The organism is Sanguibacter sp. Z41_6, from assembly GCF_059621145.1.
In genome coordinates this window covers 333,559-349,053 of sequence record NZ_JCAQIF010000001.1, presented here as the reverse complement: position 1 = coordinate 349,053, position 15,495 = coordinate 333,559, and the positions used below count along the sequence as shown (strand labels likewise).

At 71.3% G+C, this 15,495-nt stretch carries 13 protein-coding genes; 4 read left to right on the top strand and 9 right to left on the bottom strand.

What is annotated here, in order from left to right:
- Positions 1–28 precede the first annotated feature (28 nt).
- Positions 29–2,620: a nitrite reductase large subunit NirB gene (nirB, locus tag AC54T1_RS01630; protein WP_496910780.1), complete on the top strand. Its 2,592-nt coding sequence runs from the start codon at positions 29–31 to the stop codon at positions 2,618–2,620.
- Positions 2,617–3,060, top strand: a complete 444-nt coding sequence (gene nirD, locus AC54T1_RS01625) for a nitrite reductase small subunit NirD (protein WP_484343593.1) — start codon at positions 2,617–2,619, stop codon at positions 3,058–3,060. Before nirB ends, nirD begins: the two co-directional genes overlap by 4 nt.
- Positions 3,061–3,073: 13 nt before the next feature.
- Here nirD and AC54T1_RS01620 read toward each other — a convergent pair whose 3' ends face one another.
- A complete protein-coding gene (locus tag AC54T1_RS01620) occupies positions 3,074–3,595 on the bottom strand; it encodes a GNAT family N-acetyltransferase (protein WP_496910779.1) in 522 nt (173 codons plus the stop codon).
- 23 nt (positions 3,596–3,618) lie between these two features.
- Complete coding sequence (locus tag AC54T1_RS01615; RefSeq protein ID WP_496910778.1) at positions 3,619–5,262, bottom strand: methyl-accepting chemotaxis protein; 1,644 nt, start codon at positions 5,260–5,262, stop codon at positions 3,619–3,621.
- A 200-nt stretch (positions 5,263–5,462) separates the two neighbouring features.
- Between AC54T1_RS01615 and AC54T1_RS01610 the strand changes: the two genes are divergently transcribed.
- Positions 5,463–6,218 carry a ZIP family metal transporter gene (locus AC54T1_RS01610; protein WP_496910777.1) on the top strand — a complete coding sequence of 252 codons (756 nt, stop codon included), beginning with the start codon at positions 5,463–5,465 and terminating at the stop codon, positions 6,216–6,218.
- Between the two features lie 80 nt (positions 6,219–6,298).
- Here AC54T1_RS01610 and AC54T1_RS01605 read toward each other — a convergent pair whose 3' ends face one another.
- From AC54T1_RS01605 to AC54T1_RS01575, 7 genes are all read right to left on the bottom strand, one after another.
- A complete protein-coding gene (locus tag AC54T1_RS01605) occupies positions 6,299–7,687 on the bottom strand; it encodes a D-arabinono-1,4-lactone oxidase (RefSeq protein WP_496910776.1) in 1,389 nt (462 codons plus the stop codon).
- Between the two features lie 72 nt (positions 7,688–7,759).
- Positions 7,760–8,845, bottom strand: a complete 1,086-nt coding sequence (locus AC54T1_RS01600) for a hypothetical protein (RefSeq protein WP_496910775.1) — start codon at positions 8,843–8,845, stop codon at positions 7,760–7,762.
- Positions 8,838–9,866 carry a vWA domain-containing protein gene (locus AC54T1_RS01595; RefSeq protein WP_496910774.1) on the bottom strand — a complete coding sequence of 343 codons (1,029 nt, stop codon included), beginning with the start codon at positions 9,864–9,866 and terminating at the stop codon, positions 8,838–8,840. The genes AC54T1_RS01600 and AC54T1_RS01595 overlap by 8 nt, the downstream gene beginning before the upstream one ends.
- A complete protein-coding gene (locus tag AC54T1_RS01590) occupies positions 9,863–10,915 on the bottom strand; it encodes a vWA domain-containing protein (RefSeq protein ID WP_496910773.1) in 1,053 nt (350 codons plus the stop codon). Before AC54T1_RS01590 ends, AC54T1_RS01595 begins: the two co-directional genes overlap by 4 nt.
- Positions 10,909–11,397 carry a hypothetical protein gene (locus AC54T1_RS01585; protein WP_484343585.1) on the bottom strand — a complete coding sequence of 163 codons (489 nt, stop codon included), beginning with the start codon at positions 11,395–11,397 and terminating at the stop codon, positions 10,909–10,911. Before AC54T1_RS01585 ends, AC54T1_RS01590 begins: the two co-directional genes overlap by 7 nt.
- Entirely contained in the window at positions 11,384–12,283 is a 900-nt protein-coding gene (locus AC54T1_RS01580; protein ID WP_484343584.1) for a DUF58 domain-containing protein, read from the bottom strand. The genes AC54T1_RS01585 and AC54T1_RS01580 overlap by 14 nt, the downstream gene beginning before the upstream one ends.
- 16 nt (positions 12,284–12,299) lie before the next feature.
- On the bottom strand, positions 12,300–13,298 hold the full coding sequence (locus AC54T1_RS01575; protein ID WP_484343583.1) for an AAA family ATPase: 999 nt from the start codon (positions 13,296–13,298) through the stop codon (positions 12,300–12,302).
- Positions 13,299–13,422: 124 nt separating this feature from the next.
- Here AC54T1_RS01575 and AC54T1_RS01570 point away from each other — a divergent pair, with 124 nt between their 5' ends.
- Positions 13,423–15,453, top strand: coding sequence for a bifunctional copper resistance protein CopD/cytochrome c oxidase assembly protein (locus AC54T1_RS01570; protein ID WP_496911251.1), 2,031 nt, complete (start codon positions 13,423–13,425; stop codon positions 15,451–15,453).
- The last annotated feature ends 42 nt before the right edge of the window (positions 15,454–15,495 follow it).

The window sequence follows — 15,495 nt, the reverse complement described above, 5'->3', positions numbered from 1 at the left end:
GAAATCAGCGGTTCCTACCGTTGTCGACATGGCCCAGGAACTCGCACCCAGCAAGCACGTCGTCGTCGTCGGCGGTGGAATGGTCGCCCAGCGGCTCGTCGAGGCGTTGCGCGCCCGCGACACCGAGGGCGCCTACCGTGTGACGCTCTTCGCGGAGGAGCCCCGGTACCCCTACGACCGCGTGGCACTCACGTCGTACTTCTCGGCGCGGGACCCCGAGGAGCTCAACCTCGGCGACCCGGAGCTGTGGAACGACCCCCTCGTCGCCATCGTCCGCGACTGCAAGATCGACGCGATCGACCGCGACGCCCAGCAGGTCACCGACCGCCTCGGCCGCGTGTGGGACTACGACGAGCTCATCCTGGCCACCGGTTCCAACGCCGCCGTCCCGCCCATCCCCGGCGCCGACCTCCCCGGCGTCTTCGTCTACCGCACCATCGACGACGTCGCCGCCCTGCGCGGCTGGGTCGAGGAGAAGCGCAAGCGCTTCAACCGCCCCGTGCGGGGTGCCGTCATCGGCGGTGGCCTCCTCGGGCTGGAGGCCGCGGGCGCCCTCAAGGCGCTCGACGCCGCACCGACCGTCATCCAGTTCGGCACCCACCTCATGGACGCGCAGATCGACCTCGGTGGTGGCGAGGCGCTCAAGCGCCTCATCAACGGCATGGGCATCGCGGTCCGGGTGAGCACCGGCACCAAGGAGATGAAGCCCGCACGCAGCACCGGCCACGTCGGCCGGCTCGACTTCAACGACGGCGGGCGGCTCGACGTCGACGTCGTCGTCCTCGCCACCGGGGTGCGGCCCCGTGACGAGCTCGCCCGCGACGCGGGGCTCGAGATCGGGGCCCGCGGCGGCGCGGTCGTCGACCTGGCCTGCCACACCGAGGACCCGCACATCTGGGCCGTCGGCGAGGTCGCGTGCATCGAGGGCCGCTGCATCGGTCTCGTCGCCCCCGGCTACGCGATGGCCGAGGTCGTCGCCGACCGCCTCCTCGGCGGGCAGGCCACGTTCCCCGGCGCCGACACGGCAACCAAGCTCAAGCTCCAGGGCGTCGACGTCGCGAGCTTCGGTGACGCGTTCGCCCGCACCGCAGGCGCCATGGAGCTCGTCTACGCCGACCCCGTCGCCGGCCTGTACAAGAAGCTCGTGCTGTCCGACGACGCCCGCACCCTCCTCGGTGGCGTGTTCGTCGGCGACGCGTCCGCCTTCGCGGGCCTGCGCCCGCTCGTCGGCCGCGAGCTCGCCGGCGACCCCGGCGCCTACCTGCTCCCCGAGGGCTCCGCACCGGCAGCGGGCGCGGACCTGCCCGACGACGCCAACGTCTGCTCCTGCAACAACGTCTCCGCCGGCACCATCCGCGGTGCCGTCACCGAGCACGGGTGCACGGACCTGCCGGGCGTCAAGGCGTGCACCAAGGCGGGCACGAGCTGCGGGTCCTGCCTGCCGCTCGTGAAGAAGATCGTCACCACCGAGCTCGAGAAGTCGGGCGTCGAGGTGTCCAAGGCGCTGTGCGAGCACTTCGACCTGTCCCGCGCGCAGCTGTTCGACGCCGTCCGTGTCACCGGGCTGCGGACCTTCAGCGAGATCATCGCCCGGCACGGGACCCGGGGGCGTGGGTGCGACATCTGCAAGCCCGTCGTCGCGAGCATCCTCGCCTCGACCGGCCACGAGCACGTGCTCGCGGGCGAGATGGCCGCACTGCAGGACACCAACGACCACGTCATGGCGAACATGCAGAAGGACGGCTCCTACTCCGTCGTCCCCCGGATCGCGGGCGGTGAGATCACCCCCGAGGGGCTCATCGTCATCGGCGCCGTCGCGAAGGAGTTCGGGCTCTACACGAAGATCACGGGCGGGCAGCGCATCGACATGTTCGGGGCGCGCATGGACCAGCTGCCCGCGATCTGGAAGAAGCTCGTCGACGCCGGGTTCGAGTCCGGCCAGGCGTACGGCAAGTCGCTGCGGACCGTGAAGTCGTGCGTCGGGTCCACGTGGTGCCGGTTCGGTGTGCAGGACTCCGTCGGGCTCGCCGTCGCGCTGGAGAACCGGTACCGCGGGCTGCGCTCACCCCACAAGATCAAGCTCGGCGTCTCCGGGTGCGCCCGCGAGTGCGCGGAAGCCCGCGGCAAGGACGTCGGCGTCATCGCCACCGACAAGGGTTGGAACATGTACGTCGGCGGCAACGGTGGGTTCACCCCGCGCCACGCGCAGCTCCTCGCCGAGGACCTCGACACCGAGGCCCTCGTGCGGACCATCGACCGGTACCTCATGTACTACGTCCGCACCGCCGACCGCCTGCAGCGCACCGCGCCGTGGATGGAGGAGGTCGAGGGCGGTCTCGACGGCGTCCGGCAGGTGATCCTGGAGGACTCGCTCGGCATCTGCGCCGACCTCGACGCCGCCATGGCGGCTCACGTGGACAACTACGAGGACGAGTGGGCCGCGACCCTCGACGACCCCGAGAAGCTGCGCCGGTTCGGCGCCTTCATCAACGCCCCCGACGTGCCCGACCCGTCCTTCGCGTACGTCCCCGAGCGCGGCCAGGCCCGCCCGGCGACGCCCGAGGAGCGCGAGAGCGGCGCCGTCCTCATCGCCGGCACCATCCTGGAGGTCCGATCATGACGCTCGACGCCCAGCTCGACGACCCGACCACCACGCCCGCAGCCGATGACCGAGCAACCTCCACGGTGACCATCGCCGGCGCACCCGCAGCCTCGCCGTGGGTCGTCGTGTGCCGGCTCGACGACCTCGCCCCCGAGCGTGGCGCGGCCGCCCTCGTCGGGGGTGAGCAGGTCGCGGTGTTCCGGCTCGCCGACGACACCGTGCACGCCGTGCAGCAGCTCGACCCCTTCAGCGGCGCGTACATCATGGCCCGGGGGATCGTCGGGACGCGGGGAGACATCCCCACCGTCGCCTCCCCGATGTACAAGCAGATCTTCGACCTGCGCACGGGCACGTGCCTCGAAGCCGTCGGCGCCGAGCCCCAGCATCTGCGCACGTGGCCCGTGCGCATCGAGGGCCGCACCGTCCTCGTCGGGGCGGCGCCGACGTCCGACGCATGACGGTCGCCGACCGCTACGACGCCGCCTGAGGGTGTGGGACCTGTGCGCCGCGCAGCGACAGCACCATGCTGTGCGCGTCGCGCGAGGGGTCCGCGAGGAGGGGCCGGGTCCGCACGACGCGGAACCCCAGCCGGAGGTAGAGACCTGTGGCGCGCGGGTTGTCGGCCATGACCCGGAGCTCGAGCTCGGTGTGCCCACCGGTCCGGGCCCAGTCGATCACGGCACGCAGCAATCCCTCACCGGCCGCGCCGCCCCGCCACTGCGGCTCCACCCACATGGCGGCGACGTGCGCCCGACCGTCCACGACGGTCCCGGCAGCCATACCGACGGGCCGGCCGTCCGAGAGTGCGAGGTAGATCGCGGCAGCACGCAGCCACGACCGCCACCGCTCCTCGACGTACGCCGTCTCGTCCTCGAGAGTCGACCGGAAGACGTCCGGAGCGTCGGCGAGGGCCGCGAGCCGCACGCCCCGCACGACGTCCCAGCGGTCCTCGCCGGCACGCACGACGGTCACGGGCGGCGGGTGCTGCTGCATCGCGCCACGGTAGCCCAGCGGCGTCAGTAGGTGAACTGCTCGACCTGGGTGCGGAGCCCGGTCGCGAGGGCCGCGAGCTCGGTGATCGAGTCCTGCGTGTGGCTCAGCGCCTCGGTCGTCGAGGCCGTGGCGTCGAAGACGCCCGTGATGGTCAGCGCGATCTCCGAGGACGCACCGGCCGCCTCCGCGACGACGCGGGACATCGCGGTGGTCGTGGCCGTCTGCTCGTCCACGGCGGCGGAGATCGTCGCCTGGTAGTCGTCGATGCTCGCGATCGTGGACGAGATCTCGTCGATCGCGGAGACCGCACCTGCGGTGTCCGAGGTGATGGTCGCGACCCGGCGTGAGATGTCCTCCGATGCGCGAGCCGTCTCCTGGGCGAACTCCTTGACCTCGTTGGCGACCGCAGCGAACCCCTTGCCCGCCTCACCCGCCCGGGCAGCCTCGATCGTCGCGTTGAGCGCGAGGAGGTTGGTCTGTTGCGCGATCGACGTGATGACCTTGATGACGTCAGCGATCTCCGCGGAGGACTCGCCCAGCTTCCGCACCATCGACGTCGCGGTCGCGGCACTCGTGACCGCCTGCGTCGCGACGCGGGCCGCCTCGTTCGTGTTCCTCGCGATCGCGAGGATGGACGCGCCCATCTGCTCCGCACCCGTGGCGACGGTCGCGACGTTCCCCGACACGTCGTGGGCCGCGGCAGAGACGACGCTGGAGCGCACGGATGCGGACTCGGCTGCATCGGCGATCCGCTCAGACGTCACCGCCAGCTCGGTGGACGCCGCCGCCACGGCTGCGGCCGACGACGCCACGGACGCGAGCGTGCCGCCGATGGTCGCCGCCGCATCGTTGAGCGCCAGGGCCATCTGCCCGGTCTCGTCATGCCCGGTGACCTCGACCCGCACGCTCAGGTCGTTGGCTGCCATGCGCTGGAGGCCGTCCCGGACCCGCCAGATGCCCGACACGATCGCGCGGACCGTGACGAGTGCGAGTCCCAACCCGACGAGCAGGGCGACGACGGTGACAGCGAGGGTCGTCGTGCGGCTCGCGGCCTGCAGCTCGTCTCGCTGCGCGGTGATCTCCCGGACACGGTCCTCGACCGAGGCGACGAGCTCGTCCATCTCGACGGTGACGACGTCGTGGATGTCCCACTTCGCACCGGTCGAGACGGCGTCGCCGGAGTCGAGCTCTTCCGCTTCCCACAGGTCGAGGACCTGATCGTTGTAGGCCACCATGGCGGGCCAGTGGTCCTCGACGGCGGCGAGGCTCTGCAGGCCCTCCTCGGCGAGGAGGGACCTGTCGATCTGGAAGACCTTCTCGAACGCGGCGACAGCCGCCCGGTACGTCGTGACGTTGTCCCCGGCCTCGGCAGCGGCCTGTGCGCCGCCGACGACCCGGGCGTTCCATGCGGTGATGTTCTGCCAGTTCGTCGCCCACAGCAGCTGGTACTTCGCGTCGGTGACGGCGTTCTGCGTGTGGACGGCTGCGGTCACGGCATCATCGAGGGCAGACACGCGCGCCTGCGACGTGAGCGCGATGGCGCTGACGACGACGAGGCCCGCTCCGAGTGTGCCGACAGCCAGACCGATCCGGCTCCCGATGCTCAGGTCGCGCCACGATCTCGCTCGGTGACTTCTGGTGACTGACGTGCATCTGGGCTCGCTCATGCTGATGTCCTTGTACGCGGGAGTCGTCGACGCGGAGAGGCGGGCGTCCGAGGTCGTTCTCAGGGGTTATCGGCGGCTTTGGAGCGTGGCTGAGGAGGCTCAGCGGGTGAACGCCGCGGCGTCGGCCGCGTCAGATGTGGCGTGAGTGCTCGAGCAGGGCCACCGTTGGTCGCAAGAGTGTGTCGGGAAAGGGGGGTCCCGTGCCGGTCTGGGTGGAATCGGGCCTCTGGGCGCTGCTCGCAGGATCCACGCTCCTCCTCGGCGCCGTCGTCGCGTGGGTGGTCCGCATCCCCGAGCGTGTCGTCGCCGGAGTCATGGCGTTCGGGGCCGGCGTCCTCATCTCGGCCGTCGCGTTCGACCTCGTCGACAAGGCCGACATCGACGGCGGGCTGCTGCCCACCTCGGTCGGGTTCCTCGGCGGGGCCGTCGCCTTCGTCGCGCTCAACGTCGTGCTCGCCCGGCGCGGGGCGGAGAACCGGAACCGGGCGGGCACCCTCCAGCCGTCGGAGAGCCAGAAGCTCGGCAGCGGGCTCGCGATCGCGATCGGCGCGCTCATCGACGGCGTCCCCGAGTCCATCGTGCTGGGGATCTCTCTCCTCGACGGCGACGGCGTGAGCGTCGGGGTCTTCGTCGCCATCGCCATCTCCAACCTCCCCGAGGGACTCTCCAGCGCTGCGGGCATGAAGGAGTCGGGCCGCAGCGCCCGCTACGTGTTCGGCGTGTGGGGCGGGATCACGCTCGCCAGCGGCGCAGCCGCCCTCGTCGGCAGCCTTGCGCTCGGCAACGCCTCCGGGACGACGATCGCGGTCATCACGTCGATCGCGGCGGGCGCGATCCTCACGATGGTCGTCGACACGATGGTGCCGGAGGCCGTCGAGGAGACCCACCTGAGCACAGGGCTCCTCGCCAGCTGCGGGTTCCTCGTCGCCTTCGCGATCCAGGGACCGGCGACCTGAGGTCGCGGGTCCCCGGACCGCGGGTCGCAGGTCGCGGGTCCCCGGACCGCGGGCCGCAGGTCGCGACGGCGCGGCGTCCCTCAGCGACGGGGGAGGAGCCGGTCGAGGTAGTCGTTGCGGAACACACCGCGGGGGTCGAGGCGTGCAGCAAGGTCGGTGAAGTCCCCCAGCCGGGGATACAGCTCGGCGAGACGCTCGGCGCTCGTCGTGAAGAGCTTGCCCCAGTGCGGGCGGGCGTCGTACGGCGCGAGCGCCTCCTCGATGAGAGGCAGGACGGCCTCGACCTCGGGCTGGCGGTCCAGCCACGTGAAGTGCAGGGCGACGGTGTCCTGCTGGCCGGACGGGCTGAGCCACAGCCCGTCCGGTGCCATCGTCCTGATCTCCGTGATCTGCAGGAGCGGCACGACGTGCTCCCGCAGCCCACGGACCGCGGCGATCGCGGCGAGGGCGTGCTGCCGGGGGACGAGGTACTCCGTCTGGAGCTCCTCACCGTTGCTGGGTGTGAACTCCATCCGGAAGTGCGGCAGGCGCTCGTGCGACGGCCCGGGGACACCGAGCTGCTGCGTGCAGCTCTCGGCGGAGATACCCGGCAGCGGGTGGAGGTCGGTGACAGCCGGCCGGGCACCATGGAAGTCCGTACCGGCGTCGAGGGGAGCCTGCGACGGTCGGTCGGTGCGGGACTTCAGCCACACCTGGTCGATCCCCTCGTCGCCCCACCGGGTGAACAGGCTCACGGAGTACGCCGCGCTCGTGATCGCGTCGAAGTCCTGCTCGAGCGTCGACCACGCCAGCCCTTCGAAGAGGTCCTGCCGCACGTCGTACGCGGGCTCGACGGCGAGGGTGACGCGGGTGATGACGCCGAGCGCACCGAGGTGCACGACGGCGGCCTCGAGCGGGAGGTCCGTGTCACCCTCGCGGACCGCGATGACGTCGCCCGTCCCCGTGACGAGCTCGATCCCGACGACCGCGCCGGCGAGGGCCGTGTTGCCGTCACCCGACCCGTGGGTACCCGTGGCGATCGCGCCGCCGACGGAGATGTGCGGCAAGGACGCGAGGTTGTGGACGGCGAGGCCACGCGTGAGCAGAGCCGCCGCGAGGTCGCCGTACCTGACGCCCGCCCCCACGGTGACAGTCGTGCGGCCGTCGTCCGTCGTGCGGACGTCGAGCCCGCCGTCCCCGCCGGAGACGAACTTCGCCATGGACAGCAGCGTGCCGGTCGTGTCCGCGATGTCGTTGAAGCAGTGCCGGCTGCCCAGCGCCCGGACCTTGTCCGCACGGGTGACGATCTCCTGCACCTGCTCGGTCGTCGTCGGGTACTCGATGGCCGCTGCGCGGTACGCGAGGTTCCGTGACCAGTTGTACCCACCGACGGGCTCCGCAGCCGCGCCCCGCGGTGCCCCGTCCGTGGGGGCGCCGTCCCCGCTGGGTCCGTTCCCCGTCGTCCCCGTGGGCATGCTCGTGTCCGTCACTAGGTCCTCTTCCTCCTCGCTCGACGGGCGCCGTCGCCCGTCACCCGTCATCGTCCGCCCGTGCGGCGCTGCTCACCACTGCTGGGGCGGCGACTCGGCGTCGTCGTCGAGCCAGCCCTCGGTCTCCCGCCGCTCCTCCTCACCCTGACGGTTGCGCTCCTCGAGCTCCCGGGCTCGACGCTCCTCCGGGGTCAGTGGCTCCTGCGGCTCCTGGGGTTCTTGCGGGTCCTGGGGGTCCTGCGGGTCCTGGGGTTCTTGCGGGTCCTGCGGGTCCTGCGGGTCCTGGGGATCCTCGGGTTCTTGCGGGTCCTGAGGATCCTGGGGGTCCTGCGGCGGGGGCGGCGGGTTCTCCAGCGCCTCGCGCTTGTCCCGTGCGCTCGTCTCCTTCTCCGTCACCCGGTCACGTGCCTCGTCGTCGTCCGGGCACTCGTTCCAGACCCGCATCTCGTTGGCGTCGGCGTAGAGCTCCTCGGCCTCCGTGTAGCTCTCGATCGCGAGGTCCTTGTACGTCTCGGGGTCCGGCGCGGTCCCGTCGTCCGGCACGTCGTCGCCCAGCGCGTCGAGCGCCTGCTGCTCACGCTTCATCCGGTCGACGTGCCCGTCGCCCACCCCTTGCGCCACGTCGCCCTGGAGCTCGTGCGCGACAGCGAGGTTGACCTGGACGATGCACACGGGCACCTGCTCGTCGTCCGCGATCTCGGCGACGTCCGCCGGGGCGTCGGGCGCGGCGTCGTGCGCGCGGAACAGCTCCTCGATCGCGGGTTCGAGCTGGTTGTCGCGCAGCAGCGCGGTCCCTTCCGCGAAGTGCACCTTCCACTGCTCGGCCACGTTGAGCGTCTGCAACCAGTGGTACGACGCCGCCGACTCGGCGAACGTCCCGGCGCTGTACTCGTCCTTCGCCGAGCCCGAGACGATCGGCACGGAGAAAGCCTTCCAGGCGCCGCCGAGGAGCACGAGCACGAGAGGCAGGGTCCACCAGAACAGGCGCTTGCGACGCCGCAGCCGCTCCGCCCGCAGCCGGGCGACGCGGTCGTACTCGAGGACGCGGCGGCGTTCCTCGGCACGGTGCTCGAGCTCGGCACGGCGCGCAGCCTTGCGGTCAGGGCGCTGTGCTGCGCGCTGGGACACCTTCGACGGAAGGTCGGTCTGCTCAGACATGCTCCACCCCCACGGAGTGCCCGATCCGCCGTCCGGCGGCCCATGCCTCGAGGGCGAGGAGGAGCGCGAGCGCGATGCCGAACGGCCAGAGGACCATCTGGTAGGAGGTGAGCGTCCGGCGTCCGTCTGACGCGATCTGCTGCGGGTCGATGTCGGCGACCATCTCCGCCGTCTCGCCCGGCGCCGTCCGCTGGAGGTACTCGACGCCCAGCTCGTCCGCCACGGCCTGCAGCTCTTCCGGGTCGAGCACAGACAGCGCGTCGGGCTCGCCGGGCTGCGTGGAGTCGACGATGTAGTCGCCCTCGGGGCTCTGGCCGTTGTTGAAGATCGGGTCGTACTCCTTCATACGGCCACCTTCCTCGGTGCCGTACCCGAGCACGGCGCCTCCGTCGACGAGGGGCTCGAGGTCCGCGAACGAGCGGCGGCTGCCCTCCGCGGTGTTCTCGCCGTCTGTCATGAAGAACACGAGGCGGACGTTGGAGGGGTGCTGCTCGGCGGCGCCGGTCAGTGCGCGGGAGAGCTCGTCGAGGGGCCGGTCGATGAGCGAGCCCTGCGAGTAGATCGTCACCTCGCGCTCGAGCGTCTGGGTCCAGGACACGACGGCGCGGGCGTCCGTGGTGAGCGGCAGCTGCCGGCTCGCCTGGGAGTCGAACGAGATGATCGAGTACCGGGCGCCGGGGATGTCCGCGGTGAGGCTCTGGATGTCGGCACGCACCCCGTCGAGGCGCTGCTCCGTGCCGTTGTAGTCCTCGGCGGCCATGGACCCGGTGCGGTCGACGACGAAGAAGACGTCGACCGCGGTGACGGACGTGTCCACGCCCGACCTCGGGACGCTCGGCGCGAGCCCGATGCACGCGAGGACGGCGACGACGGCGAACCGGCGCAGCCAGGCCCACGCCGGCGCGGTGCCCTGCTGCTTGCGGCGGACGAGGCCGCGCACGGCGAGGAACCCCGTGAACCCGAGCAGGGGCACGAAGATCGCCAGCAGTGCTGGCAGCGGGAGCAGGTACTGGAGGATCATTCGCGCAACCTCCACTGCACGACGAGGAGGAGCGTCACGCCGACGACCGCGACGACGAACCACGGTCCGGCCTTGTCGGCGCTCGTCACCTCGGGGGCGGCATCGAGGTCCACGGCCTGCTGGGCCTGCACGTCCTCGACCATCTGCTCGACGGCGTCGCCGTCGTCGCTGTAGAAGTACATGCCCCCGACGCTCTCGATCGCCTCGCGGTACTCGCGCTCGAGGTTCTCCGAGCCGCCCCAGTCGGACGCACCGTAGAGGCCGTTGAGGGCGATGCCGCGCTCGTCGGCGAGGGTCACCGCCTCCTGGAGCGTGTAGATCGGGGTGCCGAGGAGGTCGTTGTCGGTCGCGAGGATGATCGAGCGGGAACGCTCGGTCTCGGTCTCGTCGAACTGCAGGGCGCAGTTGGCGAGCCCGTCGCCGATGAGCGACGAACCCTCCGAGGTGCCTGTCGTGCCCGCGGTGAAGCGCAGGTAGCGCTCGGTCGCTTCTTCGTCGCCGGAGTACTCGAGCTCGGGGTCGAGAGCTACCGCCGCCTCCTCGAGCTGGTCCTGGACGAGCGTGTAGTCGTCGGTCAGCGGGAACACCGTGCGGGACGTCGAGTTGAAGATCGACAGTGCGATGCGCTCGCCCTCGAAGCTCTCCACGAGCTCGGCGAACACCTCCACCATCTCCTTGTCGTACTCGAGCATCGACCCGGAGACGTCGAGGCACAGGACGATGTCCCGGGTGCCGAGCTTCTGGTTGACGACGGACACGTCGACCGGCCGGGCCGCGATGAAGCCCGCTCCAAGGACCGCCACGGTCAACCCCAGCACACCGGTCCACTGCAGCAGCCGGTACCGCAGGACCCACGCGCGGAACGCCGGGATCTGCTCGAGGTAGTCGGAGTTCGCGACCCAGACAGCCTCCTCGGACTCGACCTTGCGCGGGTGGCGGGTGAAGTACCAGGCGACGGCGAGCGCCCCCAGGGTGACGAGGAGGACGACGACGAGCACCCACGGCCAGCGGATCGCGGAGGAGACCTCCTCCGCTGCGAGGATCACCACGAGGAGATCACCGTCCTCGCGCCGTCGAGCCCTTCGTCACCGGTCTCGGTCGTCGTGCGCGCGAACGACGGCTGGTAGTAGCGGGCGATGAGGTTCGCGAGGCGGCTGGCCCCGGTGAGGTGCTCGAGCTCGGTGAGCGTCATGACGGAGGTGTCGACCCCGCGGCGGCGCCCGGCGAACTCCCGGACGATTCCGCTCAGTCGCAGGTGGAGCTCTCGGACGTCGATCTCCGCGGCGCGGAAGGCGCGCTCCACCTCGTCGACGCGCGCGAGGTAGACCACGCGCAGGTCGACGAAGGGGTCGCTGCCGGCGGCGTAGCTCGTGGGCGGGGGCGCGGGGGTCACCGGCTCCTCCTCGGGTCGACGCCGCGTGATGATGAAGAGGGTGACGAGCCACGCGACGACGACGGTGACGAGCACGAGCCCGACGATCGCCCACCACGGGCTGAACGCCACCGGGGCGACGATGTCATCGACGGGCACGCTTCTGCCTCCCCAGGAGATCGATGAACTGGAGGACGACGTCGTCGGTGCTCGTGGCGATCATCCCTTGGATCTGCTGGCGTCGCAGCAGGTCGGCGACGACCTGGCGTCGAGCGCGGACCACCTGCTCCGCGGAGTGCTGCAGAGCCTTGCGCTGCTGGAGGTAGGGCGGGAGGAAGAGCGCGTCGTTGACGTCGCGGACCGGCTTCTTCGTCGGGCCGCCCGTGAGGGTGAGCGCGGAGGCGTCCGCGACGGCGAGCACCATGACCTCGTGCCGCACGCGCAGCTGGCGCAGAAGGCGCTCGTGCTGGGGCTCGGGACGGGCCTCGTCGGTGATGACCATCATGAGCGAACGTCGTTGGAACGCCGTCATCGCACGTTCCAGCGGCCGGTTGAGGTCGCTCGCCGGGGCGTCGATGTCGAAGAGGCCCGCGGCCTGGTGGAGCATGATCTCGAGGTCCTGGGTGCTCGCGCGCGGCGGGCGTTGCACGAGCCGCTCGGCGTCGCCGGCGACGAGCGCGACGCGGTCGCCCCGGTCGCGGGCGAGGTAGGCGACGAGCGAGGCCATGAAGCACGCGACGTCGGACTTGTCCTCGCCGCCCGCGGAGACCGCGGCCATGTTGCGCCCGGTGTCGAGGACGATGACGAGGTTGAGGTTCGACTGCCGCACGAACCGTCGGATGATCGGGATCCCCGCCCGCGCGCTCGACTTCCAGTCGACGTCCCCGACGTCGTCCCCGGGGGAGTAGAGCGACAGGTCGTCGAAGTCCTGGCCATGGCCCTTGAAGATCGACCGGTGACGACCCTCGAGCAGACCGGCGGCGCGGCGCGCCACGGGCAGCTCGAGTCGCGCGCGGACCTGCGCGAGCCGGGAGATCTCGTTCATGGCGTGGTCACGGGTCTCAGGGAGTGGGGACGGCGTCGAAGATCGCGTCGATGAGCTGCTCGGGCTGCACGTTGTTCGCGAGGGCGTCGAAGGTCCGCACGAGGCGGTGGCGGAGCACCGCGTACCGGACGGCCTTGACGTCGTCGGGGATGACGAACGAGCGGCCCGCCTGGATGGCGAGCGCCTGGGCCACCCGCATGAGGGCGATGGAGCCTCGGGGGCTCGCGCCGACGCGGACGTGGTTGGACAGTCCCTGCACGGGCCGTGGGCCCGAGAAGCGGCTCGTGTTGATGATGTCGACGATGTACCGCTTGATGGAGGCGTCCACGTAGACCTCGTCGACGAGCCCCTGGAGGAACCGCACGTCGTCGAGCGTGACCGGGGTGACGTCGATCGGCGCCGACTGACGGCCCGACGAGATGCGCTCGAGGATCTCCACCTCGTGCGCGGCCGTGGGGTACGTGAGGATCTCCTTCATGAGGAACCGGTCCATCTGGGCCTCGGGCAGCACGTAGGTGCCCTCCTCCTCGATGGGGTTCTGCGTGGCGAGCACCATGAAGGGGTCGGGCAGCGGGTACTCGGTGCCACCGATCGACGTCTTGCGCTCCTGCATCGCCTCGAGCATCGCCGACTGCGTCTTGGCGCTCGAGCGGTTGATCTCGTCGAGGAGCACGAGGTTCGCGTGCACGGGTCCGAGCTGGGTGGTGAAGGAACCCGTGCCGTAGTTGTAGATCTGCGTGCCGACGATGTCGTTCGGCATGAGGTCCGGTGTGCACTGGATGCGGTGGAACGACCCGCCGACCGCAGCGGCGAGGGTCTCGGCCGCCGTCGTCTTGGCCAGGCCGGGCACGCTCTCGAGGAGGATGTGCCCGCCGGCGATGAGCGAGCTCACGAGAGCGGTGCGCAGCGCCTCCTGTCCGACGACGCGCCGGTCGAACACCTGACTGATGGTGCCGAGCAGGGTCCGTGCCCGCTCGAGCTCTGCGGGCGTGATGCCGCCTTGGCCTGCGCTCATGCGTCATGCACCTTTCGTCGGGCGAGTCGGCCCTCAGTATGCCAGCGGGCGCGCTCGGAGTGACCGAGCGCTCATGGTGCCAGGTCCCCATCCCCGCAGGGCCGCACGTAGTCTGGAAGCCGTGATGTCAGTGCGCTCCACGACGACCGCGGCGACCTCGTCGCGCGCCCCTCGCATCCTCCTGTGGGCGCTGCCCGCGGCGGTCCTCGTCGCGGTGCTCGCCGCGGTCCTCGGCGGGTGGATGTCGTCCGCCTTCGCGGCGCGGGTCCTCCTCGACCCGGGGGCTCCCGTGCGATGGGGTCTGCCGGTCGCCACCGTGCTCAGCGAGCTGTCCGTCTCCGTCACCCTCGGTGCCCTCGTCCTCGCCGCGTTCGTCGTCCGGCCCGGCCTCGCGCTCTCCCGCGCGCTCGGCACAGCGGCCGTCGGTGCGGGGGCGTGGGCCGTGAGCGCCCTGGCCCGCGCCGTGCTCGCCGGCGCCAGCACGGTGGGCCTGCCCCTCGACGCCGAGGGGTTCGGCGACCAGCTCGGCACCTACCTCACGCAGATCCCGAGCGGGCAGGGCCTGCTCGCCACCGCGGTGATCGCCGCCATGACAGCGGTGCTCGCCCTCCTCGTCTCCTCACCCCTCGGTGCCCTGTGGACGGCCGTCCCCGTCGTGGGGGCCCTCGTCCTGCAGTCCTTCATGGGGCACGCGGCGGGCAGCGCGGACCACGAGCTCGCCGTCTCGTCGATGATGCTCCACCTCGTGGGGGCGGCCGTGTGGATCGGCGCGCTCGCGGTCATCGCCGTCCTGCGGGCGCGCGGGACGTTCGCCGACGACGAGCTCGCGCCCGTCGTCGCCCGGTACTCCTCCGTCGCCGCGTGGTGCTTCGTCATGGTGGCCCTGTCCGGCCTGGTCAACAGCGTCCTGCGCCTCGGTGGGTGGGACGGGTTGAGCACCGACTACGGGGTGCTCGTGCTCGTGAAGGTGGGCCTGTTCGTCGTCCTCGGCGGGTTCGGCTGGGCGCACCGCCGGTTCGTCGTACGACAGCTGGGTGCGACGGTCGGCAGCGCCACGGCCCGCACGACGATGCTCTTCTGGCGGCTCGTCGCCGTCGAGGTCACGGTCATGGGCGCGGTGAGCGGCGTCGCGGTCGCGCTCGGTGCGACCAACCCCCCGGACGAGTCACCACCGCCGGTCGAGCCCACTCCCGCATACCTCGTCACCGGCCGTGAGCTGCCGCCGGAACCGACCCTCGCCCGGTGGTTCACGGAGTGGCGCTGGGACGTGCTGCTCGCGTTCGCGTGCGCGGCGGCGCTCGTGGTCTACCTGCGCTGGGTGTGGCGCCTGCGCGTGCGCGGCGACGCGTGGCCTGCCCTGCGCACGGTGTGCTGGTCCGTCGGCATCGTCGCGATGTTCTGGGTGACGAACGGCGGGGGAGCCGTCTACGGCTCCGTGCTGTTCAGCGCGCACATGATCCAGCACATGATCCTCGCGATGGTCGTGCCGTTGTTCCTCGTCTCCGGGGCACCCGTGACGCTCGCACTGCGCGCGCTGCCCATCCGCAAGGACGGCTCGCGGGGCCCGCGGGAGTGGCTGCTCGCGATCGTCCACTCCCGGTACGGGCGCTTCTTCGCCAACCCCATCGTCGCCGCCCTGAACTTCGCGGGGTCGATGATCGTCTTCTACTACACGCCGGCCTTCGAGTACGCGCTCTCGACCCACGTGGGCCACATCCTCATGGTCGCCCACTTCACCCTCGCGGGGTACTTCTTCGCGAACGCCCTCATCGGCATCGACCCGGGGCCGTCGCGGCCGCCCCACGCCCAGCGGCTGCTGCTGCTGCTCGCGACCATGGCGTTCCACGCGTTCTTCGGCGTGACCCTCATGTCCGGCGAGGTGCTGCTCGTCCCCGAGTGGTTCGGTCTCATGGGCCGGGAGTGGGGCCCGACGGCGCTCGCCGACCAGCAGAAGGGCGGCGGGATCGCCTGGGGCGTCGGGGAGATCCCCACGATCATCCTCGCGATGATCGTCGCCCTGTCGTGGTCGCGGTCCGACGAGCGGGCGTCGAAGCGGCGTGACCGCAAGGTCGACCGCGAGGGCGACCTCGAGATGGACGAGTACAACGAGATGCTGCAGCGCATCGCCGACCAGGACGCGGCGCGCCCTCGCTGACGTGGCGCACTCCCGCTGACGTGGCGCGCCCCCGCTGACGCG